This is a genomic window from Candidatus Avoscillospira sp. LCP25S3_F1 (assembly GCF_052117125.1).
GTDB lineage: Bacteria > Bacillota > Clostridia > Oscillospirales > Oscillospiraceae > Avoscillospira_A.
This window is the reverse complement of the sequence record NZ_JBQKJT010000001.1, coordinates 224,891-240,525: the sequence shown is the minus strand read 5'-3', so window position 1 is coordinate 240,525 and position 15,635 is coordinate 224,891. Positions and strand designations below refer to the sequence as shown.

Here is a 15,635-nt window from a genome sequence, read left to right as displayed (position 1 = left end):
GACAATCCATGATTCAGCAGGAGAGCTATTTGAAGGTTGCCGACAACACCGGCGCCAAGGAAATCAAGTGCATCCGCGTTCTGGGCGGCTCCAAGCGGAAGTTCGGCAACATCGGTGATGTGATCGTTGCTTCCGTCCGCAAGGCCCAGCCCGGCGGCACTGTCAAGAAGGGCGAGGTCGTCAAGGCCGTTATCGTCCGCACCCAGAAGGGCGTTCGCCGCGCCGACGGCTCCTATGTCCGGTTCGACGAGAACGCTGCCGTTCTGATCAAGGAAGACAAGAACCCCAGAGGCACCCGTATCTTTGGGCCCGTGGCCAGAGAGCTGCGCGATAAGGATTACATGAAGATCCTGTCTCTGGCTCCCGAAGTCATTTAAGGGGGTACCGACTGATGAACATTAAGAAGAATGATACCGTCGTCGTCCTGTCCGGCAAGGACAAGGGCAAGCAGGGCAAGGTCCTGGAGACCATGCCCAAGAGCGGCAAGGTGATCGTGGAAGGCATCAACGTCGCCACCGTTCACAACAAGGCCAGAAGACCCGGCGAGCAGGGCGGCATCGTCCGCAAGGAGATCCCCATGTACGCCTGCAAGGTGATGCGCGTTTGCCCCAAGTGCGGCAAGCCCACCCGCCCCGCTTACAAGCTGGCTGCCGATGGCGCCAAGAACCGCGTCTGCAAGAAGTGCGGCGAGACCATTTAAGGGGAGGAGCACAACATTGGCTAGACTGAAAGTGAAATACAATGAGGAGATCGCCCCTGCGCTCCTCAAGAAGTTCGGCTACAAGAGCGTCATGCAGATTCCGAAGCTGGACAAGGTGATTGTCAACGTCGGCTGCGGCGAGGCCAAGGACAACGCCAAGATCGTTGACAACGTCATCCGCGACATCGCCACCATCACCGGCCAGAAGCCTGTGGCCACCAAGGCCCGCAAGTCCGTGGCAAACTTCAAGCTGCGTGAAGGCCAGGTCGTCGGCGTGAAGGTCACCCTCCGCGGCGACCGTATGTGGGAGTTCCTGGACCGCCTGTTCAACGTGGCCCTGCCCCGTGTCCGCGACTTCCGCGGCATCAACCCCAACTCCTTCGACGGCCGCGGCAACTACGCCATGGGCCTCAAGGAGCAGCTGATCTTCCCCGAGATCGAGTACGACAAGGTCGACGCGATCCGTGGTATGGATATCTGCATCTGCACCACCGCCAAGACCGACGAAGAAGCAAAAGAGCTGCTGACCCTGGTGGGCGCTCCCTTCTACGCTTGATTGGAGGATAGACAATGGCTAAGAAATCTATGATTCTCAAGCAGCAGGCTGAGCCCAAGTTCTCTACCCGCCGCTACAACCGCTGCAAGATCTGCGGCAGACCCCACGCTTACCTTCGCAACTACGGCATCTGCCGTATCTGCTTCCGTGAGCTGGCCTACAAGGGCCAGATTCCCGGCGTCAAGAAGGCCAGCTGGTAACATTCGTCAACAGGCTTCAGAAGTCAGGGGAAGATGGAATCGGGGCGGCTGCCCGCTTTCGATTCACATTCCTCTGATACCCTGGAGTCTTCACAGACCCTACGGTCTGTAACTTCTAACAGGAGGTATACACATGCAAATCACTGATCCCGTAGCCGATATGCTGACCAGAATCCGGAATGCGAACTCGGCCAAGCACGAAACCGTCGATGTGCCCGCTTCCAACCTGAAGAAGGCCATCGCCCAGATCCTGCTGGATGAGGGCTATATCAAGTCCATCCAGATCGTCGAGGACGGCACCCAGGGCGTTATCCGCATCGCTCTGAAGTACCTACCCGGCAAGGAGAAGGTTATCACCGGCCTGCGCCGCGTGTCCAAGCCCGGCCTGCGTGTCTACGCCGGCGCCGATGAGCTGCCCCGCGTCCTCAAGGGCCTGGGTATCGCCATCATTTCCACATCCAAGGGCGTCATGACCGACAAGAAGGCAAGAGCCAACCACGTCGGCGGCGAAGTCCTCGCATTTGTCTGGTAAGAAGGAGGAACAACATTATGTCAAGAATTGGCAAAATGCCTATCACCGTACCGGCTGGCGTGGAAGTGACCGTTCAGGCTGACAACGTTGTCACGGTCAAGGGCCCCAAGGGTACTCTGACGAAAGCATTTCATCCCGATATGATCATCACTGTCGCCGACGGCGTCCTCACCGTGGCCCGTCCCGACGACGAGAAGCAGCACCGCAGCCTCCATGGCCTGACCCGCACCCTGATCCACAACATGGTGGAGGGCGTTACCAAGGGCTACTCCAAGGAGCTGGACGTCAACGGCGTCGGCTACCGTGTGGCCAAGCAGGGCAAGCAGCTGGTCATGAACCTGGGCTATTCCCATCAGGTCTTTGTGGACGAGATCGACGGCATCACCATCGAAGCTCCCACCCCCAACAAGATCGTCATCAGCGGCATCGACAAGCAGGTTGTCGGCCAGTTCGCTGCTGAGGTCCGTGGTAAGAGACCCCCCGAGCCTTATAAGGGCAAGGGCATCAAGTATACTACCGAGGTCATTCGCCGCAAGGAAGGCAAGACCGGCGGTAAGAAATAATTAGGAGGTGTGCCACAATGGTAAGAAAACCCAACACGAATGCACAGCGCCTGGTGCGCCATAAGAGAGTGCGCGGCAAGATCTCCGGCACACCCGAGAGACCCCGCCTGAATGTGTTCCGCAGCAATGCGAACATCTACGCACAGGTCATTGATGACGTCAACGGCGTCACCCTGGCCGCCGCATCCACCCTGGAGAAAGCTTTTGAAGGTACCGGCTCCAACGCCGAGGCCGCCAAGAAGGTCGGTCAGATGATCGCCGAGCGCGCCAAGGCCAAGGGCATCGACACCGTCGTGTTCGACCGCGGCGGCTATGTGTACCACGGCCGCGTCGCCGCCCTGGCTGAGGGCGCTCGCGAGGGCGGACTGAACTTTTAACGGGGGGAGGAAGAAACAAAATGGCTTATAATCGTAATGATCGCAACAACGGCGAGACTTCCGCTCCTGAGTTTATCGAGAAGGTTGTCTACCTGAACCGTGTCTCCAAGACCGTCAAGGGCGGCCGTATCTTCAAGTTCGCCGCTCTGGTCGTCGTCGGCGACGGCAAGGGCACCGTGGGCTACGGCCTGGGCAAGGCTTCCGAAGTCTCTGAGGCCATCCTCAAGGGCATCGCCGATGCCAAGAAGAACATGACCAAGATCGTGCTGGACGGCACCACCATCCCCCACGAGGTCATCGGTGTGTTCGGCGCCGGCGAGGTGCTGCTCAAGCCCGCTCCTCTCGGTACCGGTATCATCGCCGGCGGCACCGTCCGTGCCGTCATGGAGGCCGTCGGCGTCTCCAACATCCGTGCAAAGTGCCTGCGCTCCAACAACCCCCAGAACGTGGTCAAGGCCACCATGGCGGGTCTGAAGTCCCTGCGCGGCCCCGCTGAGGTGGCCCGCGTCCGCGGCAAGAGCGTGGAAGAAATCGTCGGCTAAAGGAGGGCTTGAAGAATGGCAAATCTGAAGATTAAGCTGGTCAAGAGCCTGAGCGGCCGACTGGAAAAGCACATTGCAACCGCGAACTCCCTGGGCCTGCGCCGCATCGGTCACGAGACCGTGCAGCCCGACAACGAGCAGACCCGCGGCAAGATCGCTAAGATCGGTTATCTCCTGCAGGTCACCGAAGAGAAGTAAGGAGGCGCAACCTATGAATCTGCACGAACTCGCACCTGTTGCCGGCTCCACCCATGTGGGCAAGCGCAAGGGTCGCGGCACCGGCACCGGTAACGGTAAGACCGCCGGCCGCGGCCACAAGGGCCAGAAGGCCCGCAGCGGCGGCAAGGTCCGCGTTGGCTTCGAGGGCGGCCAGATGCCTCTGGTCCGCCGGATCCCCAAGCGCGGCTTCAACAACATCTTTGCCAAACCCCTGACCGCTATCAATGTCGGTTCCCTGAACGCTTTCGAGGACGGCGCTGTGGTCGATGCGGCTGCTCTGATCGAAAAGGGCATCCTCCACGAGTGCAAGTACGGCCTGAAGGTCCTGGCCAACGGCAAGCTGACCAAGAAGGTCACTGTCAAGGCCGCCGCCTTCTCCGAGTCCGCCAAGGCGAAGATTGAAGAGGCAGGTGGAAAGGCAGAGGTGGTGTAAGGTGTTTACGACTCTGCGCAACGCCTGGAAAATTCCGGAGCTCCGCAAGAAGATCCTCTTTACACTCTTCATCCTGCTGATTTTCCGCCTGGGCAACGCCGTTCCCGTTCCCTACGTCAACGTCACCGCCCTGGCCTCCTATTTTAACTCCCAGCTCTCCGACACCATTCTGGGCCTGTACAACGCCATGTCCGGTTCGGCCTTCTCGCAGGCTACGGTCTTCGCGCTGTCCATCCAGCCCTATATCAACGCTTCCATCATTATTCAGCTGCTGACCATCGCCATCCCGGCTCTGGAACGGCTGAGTAAAGAAGGCGGCGAGGAGGGCAAGCGGCAAATCCAACGGATTACCCGCTACACCACCGTGGGCCTGGGCCTTCTCATGGGCCTTGCCTACTACGTCATGCTGAACAATGCCGGCCTGCTGACCCACACGGGTTTCCTCTATGGCCTGGTCATCGTCCTCAGCTTCACCGCCGGCTCCTGCTTCGTCATGTGGCTCGGTGAGCAGATCACGGAATTTGGTATCGGCAACGGTATTTCCATCATCCTCTTTGCCAACATCATTTCCCGCCTGCCTGCCGGCATCAGCCACATCTTCACCGGTGTTGCCCGCGGTACCCTGGCCTGGTATCTGGCCCTGCTGATCGTCATCGGCGTCCTGCTGCTGGTCCTCTTCGTGGTGTTCATCACCAACGCCGAGCGCCGCATCCCCGTGCAGTACGCCAAGCGCGTGGTAGGCCGCAAGATGTACGGCGGCCAGAGCACCCATCTGCCCATCAAGGTCAACATGAGCGGTGTTCTGCCCATCATCTTCGCTCAGTCCATCGCCTCTCTGCCCGCCACCATCGCGGCCTTCACCGGCCACACCAGCGGCTGGCTGTATGAGAACCTGTTCAGCAACCGGAGCTTCCTCTATGGCCTGGTTTATTTCCTGCTGATCATCGCGTTCAGCTTCTTCTACGCGACTGTGCAGTACAACCCCGTGGAGATCGCCAACAACCTGAAGAAGAACGGCGGCTTTATCCCCGGCTTCCGGCCCGGCCGCCCCACGGCGGAGTTCATCTCCAAAGTGATCAACAAGATCACCTTCTTCGGCGCCCTGTATCTGGCCGTCATCGCCCTGGTGCCCATTATCCTGGGCGCCCTGGTGGACAATATGCTGTCCATCGGCGGTACTTCCGTCATCATCGTCGTGGGCGTTGCCCGTGAGACCGTGAGCGCACTGGAAGCCCAGATGATGATGCGTCACTACAAGGGCTTCCTGGAGTAATCGAAAGAGGGATTCTCAATGAAACTGATTCTTTTGGGTGCTCCCGGCGCCGGTAAGGGTACCCAGGCCGAGCGCATTGCCGCTCAGCTGGGCATTCCCACCATCTCCACCGGTAACATCCTGCGCGAAGCAATCAAAAACGGCACCGAGGTCGGTCTCAAGGCCAAGAGCTTCATGGACCAGGGCAAACTGGTCCCCGACGAAGTCATCATCGGCATCGTCCAGGAGCGCGTGGCCCAGCCGGACTGCCAGAAGGGCTATATCCTCGATGGTATGCCCCGCACCATCCCCCAGGCTCAGGCCCTGGAGGACGCGGGCATCCACTTCGACAGTGTGGTGTCCATCGAGATCGAGGACGCGGTCATCGAACAGCGGATGACGGGCCGCCGGGTCTGCTCGGCCTGCGGCGCCAGCTTCCACGTGACCGCCAATCCTCCGAAGGTCGAAGGCATCTGCGACCACTGTGGCCAGGCCCTTTCCATCCGCAAGGATGACGCGCCCGAGACGGTCCGCAACCGCCTGAGCGTGTTCCATCAGGAAACCGAACCCCTCAAGGGCTTCTATGAGAAGCTGGGCGTTCTCAAACTGGTGGAGGGCAATCAGCCCATCGCAGACATCACTGCTGCGATCCTTCAAGCGATAGGTGTCTGATCTATGATATCTGTCAAAACTGAGCGTGAGCTCGAGGTGATGCGCCGGGCCGGCAGAATTGCTGCCGGAGCCCGTGCTCTGGCCGGAAGTATGGTCCGGCCCGGCGTCACTACCATGGAGATCGACAAGGCTGTTCACGATTATATCGTGTCGCAGGGCGCGAAGCCGTCTTTCCTGAACTACTCAGGATACCCCGCTAGCGCTTGCATCTCTGTAAACGATGTGGTGATCCACGGAATTCCCGACGGACGGGTCCTTCGTGAGGGCGACATTGTCAGCGTGGATGTAGGTGCCTATTGGGGCGGTTTTCACGGTGATTGCGCCGCTACCTTCGCCTGCGGCAGCATCTCTGCCGAGGCGGAAAAGCTCATCGCTGTCACAAAGCAGAGCTTCTTTGAGGGTATGAAGTTTGCGCGCCAGGGATATCGGGTGTCCGATATCTCCCACGCGGTTCAGTCCTATGTGGAGGCCAACGGATTCTCCGTTGTCCGCAGCTTCGTCGGCCACGGCGTCGGCGAAAAGCTGCATGAATCGCCGGAGGTGCCCAACTTCGGCGCCCCAGGTAGAGGCCCGCGGCTGGTCCGCGGTATGACAATCGCTGTTGAACCCATGGTAAACCAGGGCACATACGATGTGCGCGTCCTGAAAGATCAATGGACCACGGTGACGACAGACGGCAAGCTGTCGGCTCACTACGAAAACACTGTGGCTATCACAGACGGTGAGCCGGAGATCCTCACAGTCACCGAGGAGCTTTAGTATGGAAATTTCCAAGGGAGACCTGGTGGAATCCCTGGCCGGTCACGACCGGGGAGACTGGTTCTTCGTCGTGGACTGCGACGGAACCTACGCCGCCGTGGCCGACGGAAAGTGCAGAAAACTCTTTCATCCCAAACGGAAAAAGCTGAAGCATGTCCGACTGATCGCACGGACCGACTGCCTCTCCGCCCAGCGCTTGCGCACCGGGGGAGAGGTGCTCGACAGCGAATTACGCAGGGATTTGGCGAGACTTCGCCATCAAAACCAAAGTCATAACCAAGGAGGGTAAAGAACTTGGCAAAAGACGACGTAATCGAGCTTGAGGGCATCGTAACGGATGCGCTGCCAAATGCGATGTTCTCCGTTGACATCGGCAACGGACACACGATATTGGCTCATATCTCCGGCAAGCTCCGGATGAACTTTATCAAGATTCTCCCCGGCGACAAGGTCACGGTACAGATGTCTCCGTACGACCTGACAAGGGGCAGAATCACCTGGAGAAGTAAATAAGACGTATTTCTCATATGGAGGTTACAGTATGAAGGTAAGACCGTCCGTCAAGCCCATGTGCGAAAAGTGCAAAGTCATTAAGCGCAAGGGCCGTGTTATGGTTATTTGCGAAAACCCCAAACACAAACAAAGACAAGGCTAAGGAGGTGCACGAAGTAATATGGCACGTATTTCCGGTATTGACCTGCCCAGAGATAAGAGAATCGAGATCGGACTCACTTATATCTTCGGCATTGGCAGAAAGAGCGCAAACGATATCCTGAAGGCCACCGGTATCAACCCCGATACCCGCGTGAAGGATCTGACCGACGAGCAGGAGGCTCAGCTCCGCGAAGAGATCGCCAAGAACTACACCATCGAGGGCGACCTGCGCCGTGAGACCGCGCTGAACATCAAGAGACTGACCGAGATCGGCTGCTATCGTGGCACCCGTCACAGAAGAGGCCTGCCTGTCCGTGGTCAGCGTACCAAGACCAACGCTCGTACCCGCAAGGGTCCCAAGAAGACCATCGCCAATAAGAAGAAGTAAAGGAGGGATATGTAATGGCTAAGGCTACTGCTAACAAGAAGGTCGTCAAGAGACGCCGTGAGCGCAAGAACGTAGAGAAGGGTGCCGCGCATATCCGCTCCACCTTCAACAACACCATGGTTACCATCACCGATCTCCAGGGCAATGCTCTGTCCTGGGCTTCCTCCGGTGGTCTGGGCTTCCGCGGTTCCAGAAAGTCCACTCCCTTCGCTGCCCAGATGGCTGCCGAGACGGCTGCCAAGGCTGCGATGGAGCATGGCCTGAAGACCGTCGAAGTGTACGTCAAGGGCCCCGGCCAGGGCCGTGAAGCCGCTATCCGCGCTTTGCAGTCCGCTGGTCTCGAGGTCAACATGATCAAGGACGTCACCCCCATTCCTCACAATGGCTGCCGTCCTCCCAAGAGACGCCGCGTTTAATCGCTAAAAGGAGGATCACGTAACTATGGCTAAAAATACGCAACCCATTCTGAAGCGTTGCAGAACGCTGGGCGTTTCTCCTGCCGCCATGGGCTATTCCAAGAGCTCCAACAAGAACCCCGGCGGCCAGAGAAGAACCAAGAAGTCCGAGTACGGCCTGCAGCTGCAGGAGAAGCAGAAGGTCCGTTTCGTGTACGGCATCCTGGAGAAGCAGTTCCGGATGTACTACGAGAAGGCCGAGCGCATGGGCGGCAACACCGGCAGCAACCTGCTGCAGCTGGTGGAGCGCCGTCTGGACAATGTGGTGTACCGTCTGGGCTTTGCCGCGACCCGCCGCGAGGCTCGCCAGCTGGTGAACCACGGCCACTTCACCGTCAACGGCAAGCGCGTCGATATCCCCTCCTACCTGGTGGGCCTGAACGACGTCATCGCCGTCTGCGAGAAGAGCGCTTCCAACAACCGCTTCAAGAAGATGAAGGAGGACGACGCTTTCGTCGCCGCTCCCAAGTGGCTGGATAGAGATAAGAACAACCTCTCCGGCAAGGTCATTGCCATGCCCACCAAGGATGACATTGACTTCGAGATCGCTGAGCACCTGATCGTCGAGTTGTACTCCAAGTAACGCATCGCCCTCAACAATTGGTAAGCTGAAGAATGGCAACGAAACTTTTGGTTTCGGAGTTACAAGGAGGGTATCTTAAATTATGGTAGAAATTGAAAAGCCCCGCATCGAGTGTATCGATTCTCTCGAGGACAGCTCCTACGGCAAGTACGTCGTGGACCCCCTGGAGAGAGGCTACGGCATCACGTTGGGTAATTCTCTCCGTCGGATCCTTCTTTCCTCGCTGCCGGGTACCGCTGCGACCTCCATCAAGATCGCCGGTATCCAGCACGAGTTCTCCACGATTCCCGGCGTCAAGGAAGACGTCACCGAAATCGTGCTGAACGTCAAGAAGATCATCGCCAAGCTGCACTGCCAGGGCACCAAGACCGTCTACATCGACGCCTCCGGCGAGTGTGAGGTCTGTGCCGGCGATATCAAGGTGGACGGCGATGTGGAAATCCTCAATCCGGACCTCCACATCTGCACCCTTGGCCCCGACGCCACCTTTAACATGGAGATTACCCTGAGCCATGGCCGCGGTTACGTTCCTGCCGACCGCAACAAGCCCGCACAGAGCGTCATTGGCGTGATCCCCATCGATTCCATCTATACCCCCGTGTATAAGGTGAACTATACGGTGGAGAACACCCGTGTGGGCAACATGACCGACTATGACAAGCTGACACTGGAAGTCTGGACCGACAGCACCATTTCGGCCCGTGACGCCGTGTCCCTTGGCGCCAAGATTCTGTCCGATCACCTGAGCCTGTTCACGGACCTCTCCGAGGCCGTGGCCAGCAAGACAACGGTGGTCGAAAAGGCCGAATCCCACCGCGACAAGGTGCTTGAAATGACCATCGAAGAGCTGGACCTGTCCGTCCGCAGCTTCAACTGCCTCAAGCGCGCCAACATCAACAACGTCGAGGACCTGATTTCCAGAACCGGCGAGGATATGATGAAGGTGCGTAACATGGGCCGCAAGTCGCTGGAGGAAGTGCAGAACAAGCTGGCAATGATGGGTCTTAGTCTGGCCAGCGACGACAACAGCAACTCTAACAACTAAGTGACCTTGTAAAGGGAGGGAATATCAATGTTCGGAACTCGTAAGCTCGGCAGAACCACCGATCAGCGGAAGGCCATGCTGAGAGCTATGACCACCTATCTGTTTGAAAACGGCAAGCTGGAGACCACGTTCTACAGAGCAAAGGAGATTCAGCCCATCGCCGAGAAGATGATCACCCTGGGTAAGAAGAAGGACCTGGCTGCCTACCGTAAGGCCCTGGCCTGGATCACCAAGGAAGACGTCGCCAAGAAGCTGTTCGACGAGATCGCCCCCGCTTACGCCAAGCGGAACGGCGGTTACACTCGTGTGACCCGCCTCGGCCCCCGTCGCGGTGACGCCGCCGAAATGGCCATCATCGAGCTGGTGGAGAAGGACTAATCCTTCGATACAGAAATCCGCAGGAATACTCCTGCGGATTTTTTTGCGTGTAGATGGTTTAATAGCACCAAACGATAAAAGTTTTACTCGATTTTTTTCAAAAAATCGCGGAGTCCAGAGGCAGCGCCTCTGGTCGCGCCTCGCAAGGCGCGAAATTCCCGCCCCGCGCACGGGGCGAAATCCCCAGTCGTCCAAAGCGCCATCCGCAGATGGCGCAACTCCCGGCAAAGCCGAAGGCCGCCGTCCCCACCCCGTCAGCGGGTGGTGGACGGCGGCCTTATGTCGTACCGCGTTCGATGACGTACCCGCCCTTAACGAAGTGGGGCAGCTGGCCTACGTTCATGGGACGGCAGTTTGTTCGGAGGTTCGGAGCGAAACGGGAAAGCCGCCATCCACCACCCCGCGAGGGGTGGGGACGGCGGCTTTGGGGCTGACGCCCCGGGGATTCCGCCATCTGCGGATGGCGGTTTGGGACGATGGGGTATTTCGCCCGCTGCGGCGGGCGAGTGTTTCGCTGGCTGCGGCCAGCGGGAATTTCGCCCCGTGCGCGGGGCGGGGGTTTCGCGCCGTGCGCGGCGCGGGTATTTCGCCCGTTGCGACGGGCGACCGGGGGCGCTGCCCCCTGGACCCCTGCGATTTTTTGAAAAAAATCGAGTAAAACTTTTAATTTACTGGGGAATACTAGGGGTATCGGAGGTGTTTTCATGCAGCAAATGTCCCCAAAGGAATACAATCAATACGTTTCCCGTCTCTCCCCATCGTCCCCCAGCTACAAAAACATTTTCTTTGCCTATGTCATCGGCGGCGCCATCTGCGCCCTGGCCCAGCTCATCCGCACCGGCTGGATGGCCGCAGGCTTCGATGAGGAACTGGCCGGTACCCTCACATCCATCACCGTCATCTTTCTCGGCGCACTCCTGACGGGTTTGAGCGTTTTTGACGATATCGCCAAGGTGGCCGGGGCCGGTACCCTGGTCCCAATCACCGGCTTCTCCAACGCCATGGTGTCCCCAGCCATGGAATACCGCTCCGAGGGCTTCGTCATGGGCGTCGCTGCCAAGATGTTCACCATCGCCGGACCAGTTCTCGTTTTCGGTATCTCTGCCAGTGTGATCTATGGAATTATCCTGGTAATTCTCCAACATATCGGATAATTCCACCCCCAATTCCCCCAAACACCGCCCAGGGCGGGACCCGGTTTTTCCGTGTCCTGCCCTGCTTTTTTTCTGCCGGAATACCAGGGTGGGGGAGGGGAAAATTTTTTGTCGGAAAATGATTGAAAAAGATTGACTATGATTGAATTTAGTGCTATCATGAGGTTCGATAAAAAACGATCAAAACCGACCAACCGGAAAGGAGGGGAGACCATGCTGGCTGAGAAGCGCTTTGAGCTGATTCTCCAGGAGCTGAGCGACGCCCGGACTGCCAGCGTCATGCGTCTCTGCGAACTGACGGGGGCCTCAGAGGCCACCATCCGCCGGGACCTGACGGCCCTGGCCAAGCAGGGACGGCTCAACAAGGTCCACGGCGGCGCCGTGCTGGCCGCCAGTGAGTTCCAGGGCGAAGAACCCGACGTACCCACCAAGACCCAGCTGTTCCAGGACGAAAAGGCCGCCATTGCCAAATATGCCGCCGGCCTCATCAGTCATGATGACGTCATCTATTTGGATGCCGGTACCACCACCATGCGGATGATCGATTATCTGGGCGGCTGCAAAGCCACCTTCGTCACCAACGGCATTGCCTGCGCCCACCGGATGCTGGAAATGGGCGTGCGGGCCTACATCATCGGCGGCTATTTGAAGCCCGGCACCTGGGCCGTCGTCGGTCCCACGGCGCTGGCAGAACTGGGGAAGTACAACTTCACCAAGGCGTTTTTGGGCATCAACGGCATCACCATCCGCCAGGGCTACACCACCCCGGACCCGGAGGAAGCTGCCATCAAGGCCAAGGCCGCCGAGCAGTCCTACCTGACCTACGTTCTGGCCGACAGCTCCAAGTTTGAAAAGGTGTCGGCGGTGACGGTGCTGCCCCTGGAAAAGGCCACCATCATCACCGAACGGCTGCCCGACCCCGACTATCTGGAACAGACGGTCATCAAGGAGGTTTCCCATTGATCTACACAGTCACATTCAACCCGGCCCTGGACTATGTGGTCTGGTTGGAACGGCTGACAGCCGGTTCCATCAACCGCTCGGCCCGGGAGGTCATCCAGTGGGGCGGCAAGGGCATCAACGTCTCCACCATCCTCCACAACCTGGGGGTGGAGACCGTGGCCACGGGCTTTCTGGCCGGATTCACCGGCAAGGCCCTGGAGGAAGGGCTCCAGGCCCAGGGCATCCGCACCGACTTCGTCTGGCTCGACGAGGGCATGACCCGCATCAACGTCAAGCTGAAGGCAGGGGAGGAGACGGAGGTCAACGGCCGCGGCCCCGACATCGATTCCAAGGCATTGGCCCAGCTCCAGCAGAAGCTGGACGGCCTCACCGAAGGCGATTTTCTCGTCATTTCCGGTTCCGTACCCGCCGCACTGTCCCACGATGTGTACAAAAACCTGCTGGCCCGGCTCAGTGACCGGAACATTGCCTTTGTGGTGGATTCCACCCGGGAACTGCTGCTGAGCGCCCTGCCGTACCGGCCCTTCCTCATCAAGCCCAACAATCTGGAACTGGGCGAGATCTTTGGAGAAACGCCGGTGACCGACGACGCCATCGCCGCCTGTGCCGCCAAGCTCCAGGAGCAGGGCGCCCGGAACGTGCTGGTGTCCATGGCCGGAGACGGCTCCCTGTTGCTGGATGAGCACGGCAATCGCCATCGCCTGGGCGTCCCCAAGGGTACGGTCTGTAACTCCGTGGGCGCGGGCGATTCCATGGTGGCCGGTTTCCTGGCCGGTTGGCTGGAACGGCTCGACTACGGTTACGCCCAGCGGATGGGCGCTGCCGCCGGTTCTGCCACGGCCTTTACCGAGGGCCTGGCGACGCAAACGGAAATCCTGGCGTTGTTGGACGCCTTTTAAAGAGAGGAAAGTATCCCATGCGCATTGTTGACTTGCTGAGCGCTGAGAAAATCGCGCTCCACGCTCCCGCGGTGGCCGATAAGGCCGCCATGATCGATTTCCTGGTGGACCTCCAGGACAAGGGCGGCTGCCTGACCGATAAGGCCGGGTACAAAAAAGCCATTCTGGCCAGAGAGGCCCAGACCTCCACGGCCATTGAGATGGGCATCGCCGTGCCCCACGCCAAAAGCGACTGTGTCAAGGCTCCCAGCCTGGCCGCCTGCACCCTGACCCAGGGTGTGGACTACGGCGCCATGGACGGCCAGCCGTCGGACCTGTTCTTTATGATTGCCGCCCCCATGGACGGCGACCTGCATCTGGAGATTCTCTCCCATCTGATGGTGCTGCTGATGGACCCCAATTTCACTGCGGAACTGCGCGGCGCCGATGACGCCGCAGCCTTTATGGCCGTCATCGACCGCTATGAGACCGCCAAGTTCGGCGCGCCCGAGGAGACGGCGACGGCCCAGGAGACTGCGCCCGCTGCCGAAGTCCAGAGCGGTCCCCGCATCGTAGCCATCACCGCCTGCCCCACGGGCATCGCCCACACCTACATGGCCGCCGAGGCGCTGGAAAAGAAGGGCAAGGAGCTGGGCATCCCCGTGAAGGTGGAGACCCAGGGCTCCGGCGGCGCGAAAAACGTGCTGACCGCCCAGGAGATCGCAAACTGCGACGGCGTCATCATTGCCGCCGACAAGGAAGTGGAACTGAGCCGCTTCGACGGCAAGCCGGTCCTGCGGGTCCCTGTTTCCGAGGGCATCCACAAGCCCGAGGAGCTGATCCATCAGGCCCCCAACGCCCCCATCTACCACCACACCGGCGAGAAGAGCGAGAGCGTTTCCAACGAATCCTTCGGCCGCAAGCTCTATAAGCAGCTGATGAACGGCGTCAGCCACATGCTGCCCTTCGTCATCGGCGGCGGTATCCTCATGGCCCTGGCCTTCCTGCTGGACGACCCCTCCATCGACTACGCCAACTTCGGTATGAACACCCCCGTGGCCGCCTGGCTCAAGAGCATGGGCAATGTGGCATTCAACTTCATGCTGCCCATCCTGGCCGGTTTCATCGCCATGTCCATCGCCGACCGGCCCGGCCTGATGGTGGGCTTCGCCGGCGGCGCCATCGCCGTGTCCGGCGCGACCTTCTCTTCGCCCACCGGCACCGCCGTTTCCGCCGGTTTCCTCGGCGCGCTGATTGCCGGTTTTGCCGCCGGTTACCTGATGCTGGGCCTTAGAAAAGTCTGCGACAAGCTGCCCCGCGCCCTGGAGGGCATCAAGCCCATCCTCATTTACCCCGTGGTGGGCCTGGCCCTCATCGGTCTCTTTATGTGCCTCATCAACCCCATTGTGGGCCTGATCAACACCGCCATTTACTCGGGTCTGGAGACCATGGGCGAGGGCAGTAAGATCGTTCTGGGCATCGTCCTGGCCGGTATGATGGCCATTGACATGGGCGGTCCCTTCAACAAGGCCGCGTACGTCTTCGGCACCTCCACCCTGGCCGCCGTGTCCGCCTCCGAAGGCTCCGACGTCATGGCCGCCGTCATGATGGGCGGCATGGTGCCCCCCCTGGCCATCGCCTGCGCCACCTTCTTCTTCCGCAACCGCTTCACCCAGGAGGAGCGCAAATCCGGTATCGTCAGCTTCATCATGGGACTGTGCTTCATCACCGAGGGCGCCATTCCCTTTGCCGCTGCGGACCCCCTCCGCGTTCTGCCCGCCTGCATTGTAGGCTCCGGCGTGGCCGGTGCGCTGTCCATGGCTTTCGGCTGCGCACTGCCCGCGCCCCACGGCGGTATTTTCGTGTTCCCCGTCATGACCAATGTGGTGGGTTACCTCATCGCCCTGGCGGTGGGCACCGCCGTCGGCACCGTCCTGCTGGGCCTGCTCAAGAAAAAGAAATCCTGACAACCGGTTTTTTAAAGTCTGAACAAGTGTTTTTCAGGTGGCGCCGCTCCAGTGTGCGGTGCTGCCGCAACAAAAGAAAGGTAGGAATATTACTATGGTTTCCGCTCAGGTCAAGATCACCAATCCCCAGGGGATGCATATGCGTCCCGCTCAGCTGTTCGTCACCAAAATGAGCGCGTTCCCCTGCGATGTGACCATCGTGTTCAAGGGTACTTCCATCAACGCCAAAAGCATTATGCACCTGATGGCCGCCTGCATGAAGCAGGGCAGCGAGATCGAGGTCCAGTGCAGCGGTGAGCAGGAGGAGGCCGCTCTGGCCGCCGCCGTGGAGCTCATCGAATCCGGCCTTGGCGACTGCTGAGCGC

General features: G+C 59.5%; 26 protein-coding genes. All 26 read left to right on the top strand.

The window, feature by feature from the left end; all coding sequences use genetic code 11:
• Window positions 1–8 precede the first annotated feature (8 nt).
• The 26 genes from rplN (at window position 9) to ACTQ33_RS01205 (ending at window position 15,631) form a co-directional block, all read left to right on the top strand.
• Window positions 9–377 (top strand): 50S ribosomal protein L14, encoded by a 369-nt coding sequence (gene rplN / locus ACTQ33_RS01330; protein WP_441461467.1) that lies wholly within the window; start codon window positions 9–11, stop codon window positions 375–377.
• Window positions 378–391: 14 nt separating this feature from the next.
• A complete protein-coding gene (rplX, locus tag ACTQ33_RS01325) occupies window positions 392–700 on the top strand; it encodes a 50S ribosomal protein L24 (protein ID WP_441461466.1) in 309 nt (102 codons plus the stop codon).
• A gap of 16 nt (window positions 701–716) precedes the next feature.
• Window positions 717–1,256, top strand: coding sequence for a 50S ribosomal protein L5 (gene rplE / locus ACTQ33_RS01320; RefSeq protein ID WP_441461465.1), 540 nt, complete (start codon window positions 717–719; stop codon window positions 1,254–1,256).
• 14 nt (window positions 1,257–1,270) lie between these two features.
• The gene (locus tag ACTQ33_RS01315) at window positions 1,271–1,456 is read left to right on the top strand and encodes a type Z 30S ribosomal protein S14 (RefSeq protein WP_441461464.1); all 186 of its coding nucleotides are present in this window, start codon (window positions 1,271–1,273) and stop codon (window positions 1,454–1,456) included.
• Window positions 1,457–1,589: 133 nt separating this feature from the next.
• Complete coding sequence (rpsH, locus tag ACTQ33_RS01310) at window positions 1,590–1,988, top strand: 30S ribosomal protein S8 (RefSeq protein WP_441461462.1); 399 nt, start codon at window positions 1,590–1,592, stop codon at window positions 1,986–1,988.
• A gap of 17 nt (window positions 1,989–2,005) precedes the next feature.
• Complete coding sequence (rplF, locus tag ACTQ33_RS01305; RefSeq protein ID WP_441461460.1) at window positions 2,006–2,551, top strand: 50S ribosomal protein L6; 546 nt, start codon at window positions 2,006–2,008, stop codon at window positions 2,549–2,551.
• A 17-nt stretch (window positions 2,552–2,568) separates the two neighbouring features.
• On the top strand, window positions 2,569–2,928 hold the full coding sequence (gene rplR / locus ACTQ33_RS01300; RefSeq protein ID WP_441461458.1) for a 50S ribosomal protein L18: 360 nt from the start codon (window positions 2,569–2,571) through the stop codon (window positions 2,926–2,928).
• 20 nt (window positions 2,929–2,948) lie between these two features.
• Window positions 2,949–3,470, top strand: coding sequence for a 30S ribosomal protein S5 (rpsE, locus tag ACTQ33_RS01295; protein WP_441461456.1), 522 nt, complete (start codon window positions 2,949–2,951; stop codon window positions 3,468–3,470).
• 15 nt (window positions 3,471–3,485) lie between these two features.
• Window positions 3,486–3,668 (top strand): 50S ribosomal protein L30, encoded by a 183-nt coding sequence (rpmD, locus tag ACTQ33_RS01290; RefSeq protein ID WP_441461455.1) that lies wholly within the window; start codon window positions 3,486–3,488, stop codon window positions 3,666–3,668.
• A 13-nt stretch (window positions 3,669–3,681) separates the two neighbouring features.
• Window positions 3,682–4,122 (top strand): 50S ribosomal protein L15, encoded by a 441-nt coding sequence (gene rplO / locus ACTQ33_RS01285; RefSeq protein WP_441461453.1) that lies wholly within the window; start codon window positions 3,682–3,684, stop codon window positions 4,120–4,122.
• A 1-nt stretch (window position 4,123) separates the two neighbouring features.
• Window positions 4,124–5,395 carry a preprotein translocase subunit SecY gene (gene secY / locus ACTQ33_RS01280; protein WP_441461452.1) on the top strand — a complete coding sequence of 424 codons (1,272 nt, stop codon included), beginning with the start codon at window positions 4,124–4,126 and terminating at the stop codon, window positions 5,393–5,395.
• Window positions 5,396–5,413: 18 nt separating this feature from the next.
• Window positions 5,414–6,046 (top strand): adenylate kinase, encoded by a 633-nt coding sequence (locus tag ACTQ33_RS01275; RefSeq protein WP_441461450.1) that lies wholly within the window; start codon window positions 5,414–5,416, stop codon window positions 6,044–6,046.
• A gap of 3 nt (window positions 6,047–6,049) precedes the next feature.
• The gene (gene map / locus ACTQ33_RS01270) at window positions 6,050–6,805 is read left to right on the top strand and encodes a type I methionyl aminopeptidase (RefSeq protein ID WP_441461448.1); all 756 of its coding nucleotides are present in this window, start codon (window positions 6,050–6,052) and stop codon (window positions 6,803–6,805) included.
• A gap of 1 nt (window position 6,806) precedes the next feature.
• Window positions 6,807–7,094: a KOW domain-containing RNA-binding protein gene (locus tag ACTQ33_RS01265; RefSeq protein ID WP_441461446.1), complete on the top strand. Its 288-nt coding sequence runs from the start codon at window positions 6,807–6,809 to the stop codon at window positions 7,092–7,094.
• A 5-nt stretch (window positions 7,095–7,099) separates the two neighbouring features.
• Window positions 7,100–7,318 carry a translation initiation factor IF-1 gene (gene infA / locus ACTQ33_RS01260; RefSeq protein ID WP_441461444.1) on the top strand — a complete coding sequence of 73 codons (219 nt, stop codon included), beginning with the start codon at window positions 7,100–7,102 and terminating at the stop codon, window positions 7,316–7,318.
• A gap of 28 nt (window positions 7,319–7,346) precedes the next feature.
• Entirely contained in the window at window positions 7,347–7,460 is a 114-nt protein-coding gene (gene rpmJ / locus ACTQ33_RS01255) for a 50S ribosomal protein L36 (RefSeq protein WP_068912571.1), read from the top strand.
• Between the two features lie 18 nt (window positions 7,461–7,478).
• On the top strand, window positions 7,479–7,847 hold the full coding sequence (gene rpsM, locus ACTQ33_RS01250; RefSeq protein ID WP_441461441.1) for a 30S ribosomal protein S13: 369 nt from the start codon (window positions 7,479–7,481) through the stop codon (window positions 7,845–7,847).
• Window positions 7,848–7,861: 14 nt separating this feature from the next.
• Entirely contained in the window at window positions 7,862–8,263 is a 402-nt protein-coding gene (rpsK, locus tag ACTQ33_RS01245; RefSeq protein WP_441461439.1) for a 30S ribosomal protein S11, read from the top strand.
• A gap of 25 nt (window positions 8,264–8,288) precedes the next feature.
• Window positions 8,289–8,885, top strand: coding sequence for a 30S ribosomal protein S4 (gene rpsD, locus ACTQ33_RS01240; protein WP_441461438.1), 597 nt, complete (start codon window positions 8,289–8,291; stop codon window positions 8,883–8,885).
• Window positions 8,886–8,967: 82 nt separating this feature from the next.
• On the top strand, window positions 8,968–9,930 hold the full coding sequence (locus ACTQ33_RS01235) for a DNA-directed RNA polymerase subunit alpha (RefSeq protein WP_441461436.1): 963 nt from the start codon (window positions 8,968–8,970) through the stop codon (window positions 9,928–9,930).
• Window positions 9,931–9,957: 27 nt separating this feature from the next.
• Window positions 9,958–10,308, top strand: a complete 351-nt coding sequence (rplQ, locus tag ACTQ33_RS01230) for a 50S ribosomal protein L17 (RefSeq protein ID WP_441461434.1) — start codon at window positions 9,958–9,960, stop codon at window positions 10,306–10,308.
• A 704-nt stretch (window positions 10,309–11,012) separates the two neighbouring features.
• On the top strand, window positions 11,013–11,462 hold the full coding sequence (gene spoVAC, locus ACTQ33_RS01225) for a stage V sporulation protein AC (protein ID WP_441461432.1): 450 nt from the start codon (window positions 11,013–11,015) through the stop codon (window positions 11,460–11,462).
• A 213-nt stretch (window positions 11,463–11,675) separates the two neighbouring features.
• A complete protein-coding gene (locus ACTQ33_RS01220) occupies window positions 11,676–12,425 on the top strand; it encodes a DeoR/GlpR family DNA-binding transcription regulator (RefSeq protein WP_441461430.1) in 750 nt (249 codons plus the stop codon).
• Window positions 12,422–13,324, top strand: a complete 903-nt coding sequence (gene pfkB / locus ACTQ33_RS01215; RefSeq protein ID WP_441461428.1) for a 1-phosphofructokinase — start codon at window positions 12,422–12,424, stop codon at window positions 13,322–13,324. The genes ACTQ33_RS01220 and pfkB overlap by 4 nt, the downstream gene beginning before the upstream one ends.
• 17 nt (window positions 13,325–13,341) lie before the next feature.
• Window positions 13,342–15,270, top strand: a complete 1,929-nt coding sequence (locus tag ACTQ33_RS01210) for a PTS fructose transporter subunit IIABC (RefSeq protein WP_441461426.1) — start codon at window positions 13,342–13,344, stop codon at window positions 15,268–15,270.
• A 94-nt stretch (window positions 15,271–15,364) separates the two neighbouring features.
• A complete protein-coding gene (locus ACTQ33_RS01205) occupies window positions 15,365–15,631 on the top strand; it encodes an HPr family phosphocarrier protein (protein ID WP_441461424.1) in 267 nt (88 codons plus the stop codon).
• Window positions 15,632–15,635: the final 4 nt, after the last annotated feature.

What these genes read in the sequence shown, in the direction of transcription:
- ACTQ33_RS01265 (WP_441461446.1), top strand. Translation starts at nt 6,807, where the DNA reads ATGGAAATTTCCAAGGGAGACCTGGTGGAATCCCTGGCCGGTCACGAC.
- ACTQ33_RS01315 (WP_441461464.1), top strand. Translation starts at nt 1,271, where the DNA reads ATGGCTAAGAAATCTATGATTCTCAAGCAGCAGGCTGAGCCCAAGTTC.
- ACTQ33_RS01210 (WP_441461426.1), top strand. Translation starts at nt 13,342, where the DNA reads ATGCGCATTGTTGACTTGCTGAGCGCTGAGAAAATCGCGCTCCACGCT.
- map (WP_441461448.1), top strand. Translation starts at nt 6,050, where the DNA reads ATGATATCTGTCAAAACTGAGCGTGAGCTCGAGGTGATGCGCCGGGCC.
- rpmD (WP_441461455.1), top strand. Translation starts at nt 3,486, where the DNA reads ATGGCAAATCTGAAGATTAAGCTGGTCAAGAGCCTGAGCGGCCGACTG.
- rplX (WP_441461466.1), top strand. Translation starts at nt 392, where the DNA reads ATGAACATTAAGAAGAATGATACCGTCGTCGTCCTGTCCGGCAAGGAC.
- rpmJ (WP_068912571.1), top strand. Translation starts at nt 7,347, where the DNA reads ATGAAGGTAAGACCGTCCGTCAAGCCCATGTGCGAAAAGTGCAAAGTC.
- ACTQ33_RS01220 (WP_441461430.1), top strand. Translation starts at nt 11,676, where the DNA reads ATGCTGGCTGAGAAGCGCTTTGAGCTGATTCTCCAGGAGCTGAGCGAC.
- rpsM (WP_441461441.1), top strand. Translation starts at nt 7,479, where the DNA reads ATGGCACGTATTTCCGGTATTGACCTGCCCAGAGATAAGAGAATCGAG.
- rpsH (WP_441461462.1), top strand. Translation starts at nt 1,590, where the DNA reads ATGCAAATCACTGATCCCGTAGCCGATATGCTGACCAGAATCCGGAAT.
- rpsD (WP_441461438.1), top strand. Translation starts at nt 8,289, where the DNA reads ATGGCTAAAAATACGCAACCCATTCTGAAGCGTTGCAGAACGCTGGGC.
- spoVAC (WP_441461432.1), top strand. Translation starts at nt 11,013, where the DNA reads ATGCAGCAAATGTCCCCAAAGGAATACAATCAATACGTTTCCCGTCTC.
- rplR (WP_441461458.1), top strand. Translation starts at nt 2,569, where the DNA reads ATGGTAAGAAAACCCAACACGAATGCACAGCGCCTGGTGCGCCATAAG.
- rplN (WP_441461467.1), top strand. Translation starts at nt 9, where the DNA reads ATGATTCAGCAGGAGAGCTATTTGAAGGTTGCCGACAACACCGGCGCC.
- rplQ (WP_441461434.1), top strand. Translation starts at nt 9,958, where the DNA reads ATGTTCGGAACTCGTAAGCTCGGCAGAACCACCGATCAGCGGAAGGCC.
- ACTQ33_RS01275 (WP_441461450.1), top strand. Translation starts at nt 5,414, where the DNA reads ATGAAACTGATTCTTTTGGGTGCTCCCGGCGCCGGTAAGGGTACCCAG.
- ACTQ33_RS01235 (WP_441461436.1), top strand. Translation starts at nt 8,968, where the DNA reads ATGGTAGAAATTGAAAAGCCCCGCATCGAGTGTATCGATTCTCTCGAG.
- rplF (WP_441461460.1), top strand. Translation starts at nt 2,006, where the DNA reads ATGTCAAGAATTGGCAAAATGCCTATCACCGTACCGGCTGGCGTGGAA.
- ACTQ33_RS01205 (WP_441461424.1), top strand. Translation starts at nt 15,365, where the DNA reads ATGGTTTCCGCTCAGGTCAAGATCACCAATCCCCAGGGGATGCATATG.
- rpsE (WP_441461456.1), top strand. Translation starts at nt 2,949, where the DNA reads ATGGCTTATAATCGTAATGATCGCAACAACGGCGAGACTTCCGCTCCT.
- rpsK (WP_441461439.1), top strand. Translation starts at nt 7,862, where the DNA reads ATGGCTAAGGCTACTGCTAACAAGAAGGTCGTCAAGAGACGCCGTGAG.
- rplO (WP_441461453.1), top strand. Translation starts at nt 3,682, where the DNA reads ATGAATCTGCACGAACTCGCACCTGTTGCCGGCTCCACCCATGTGGGC.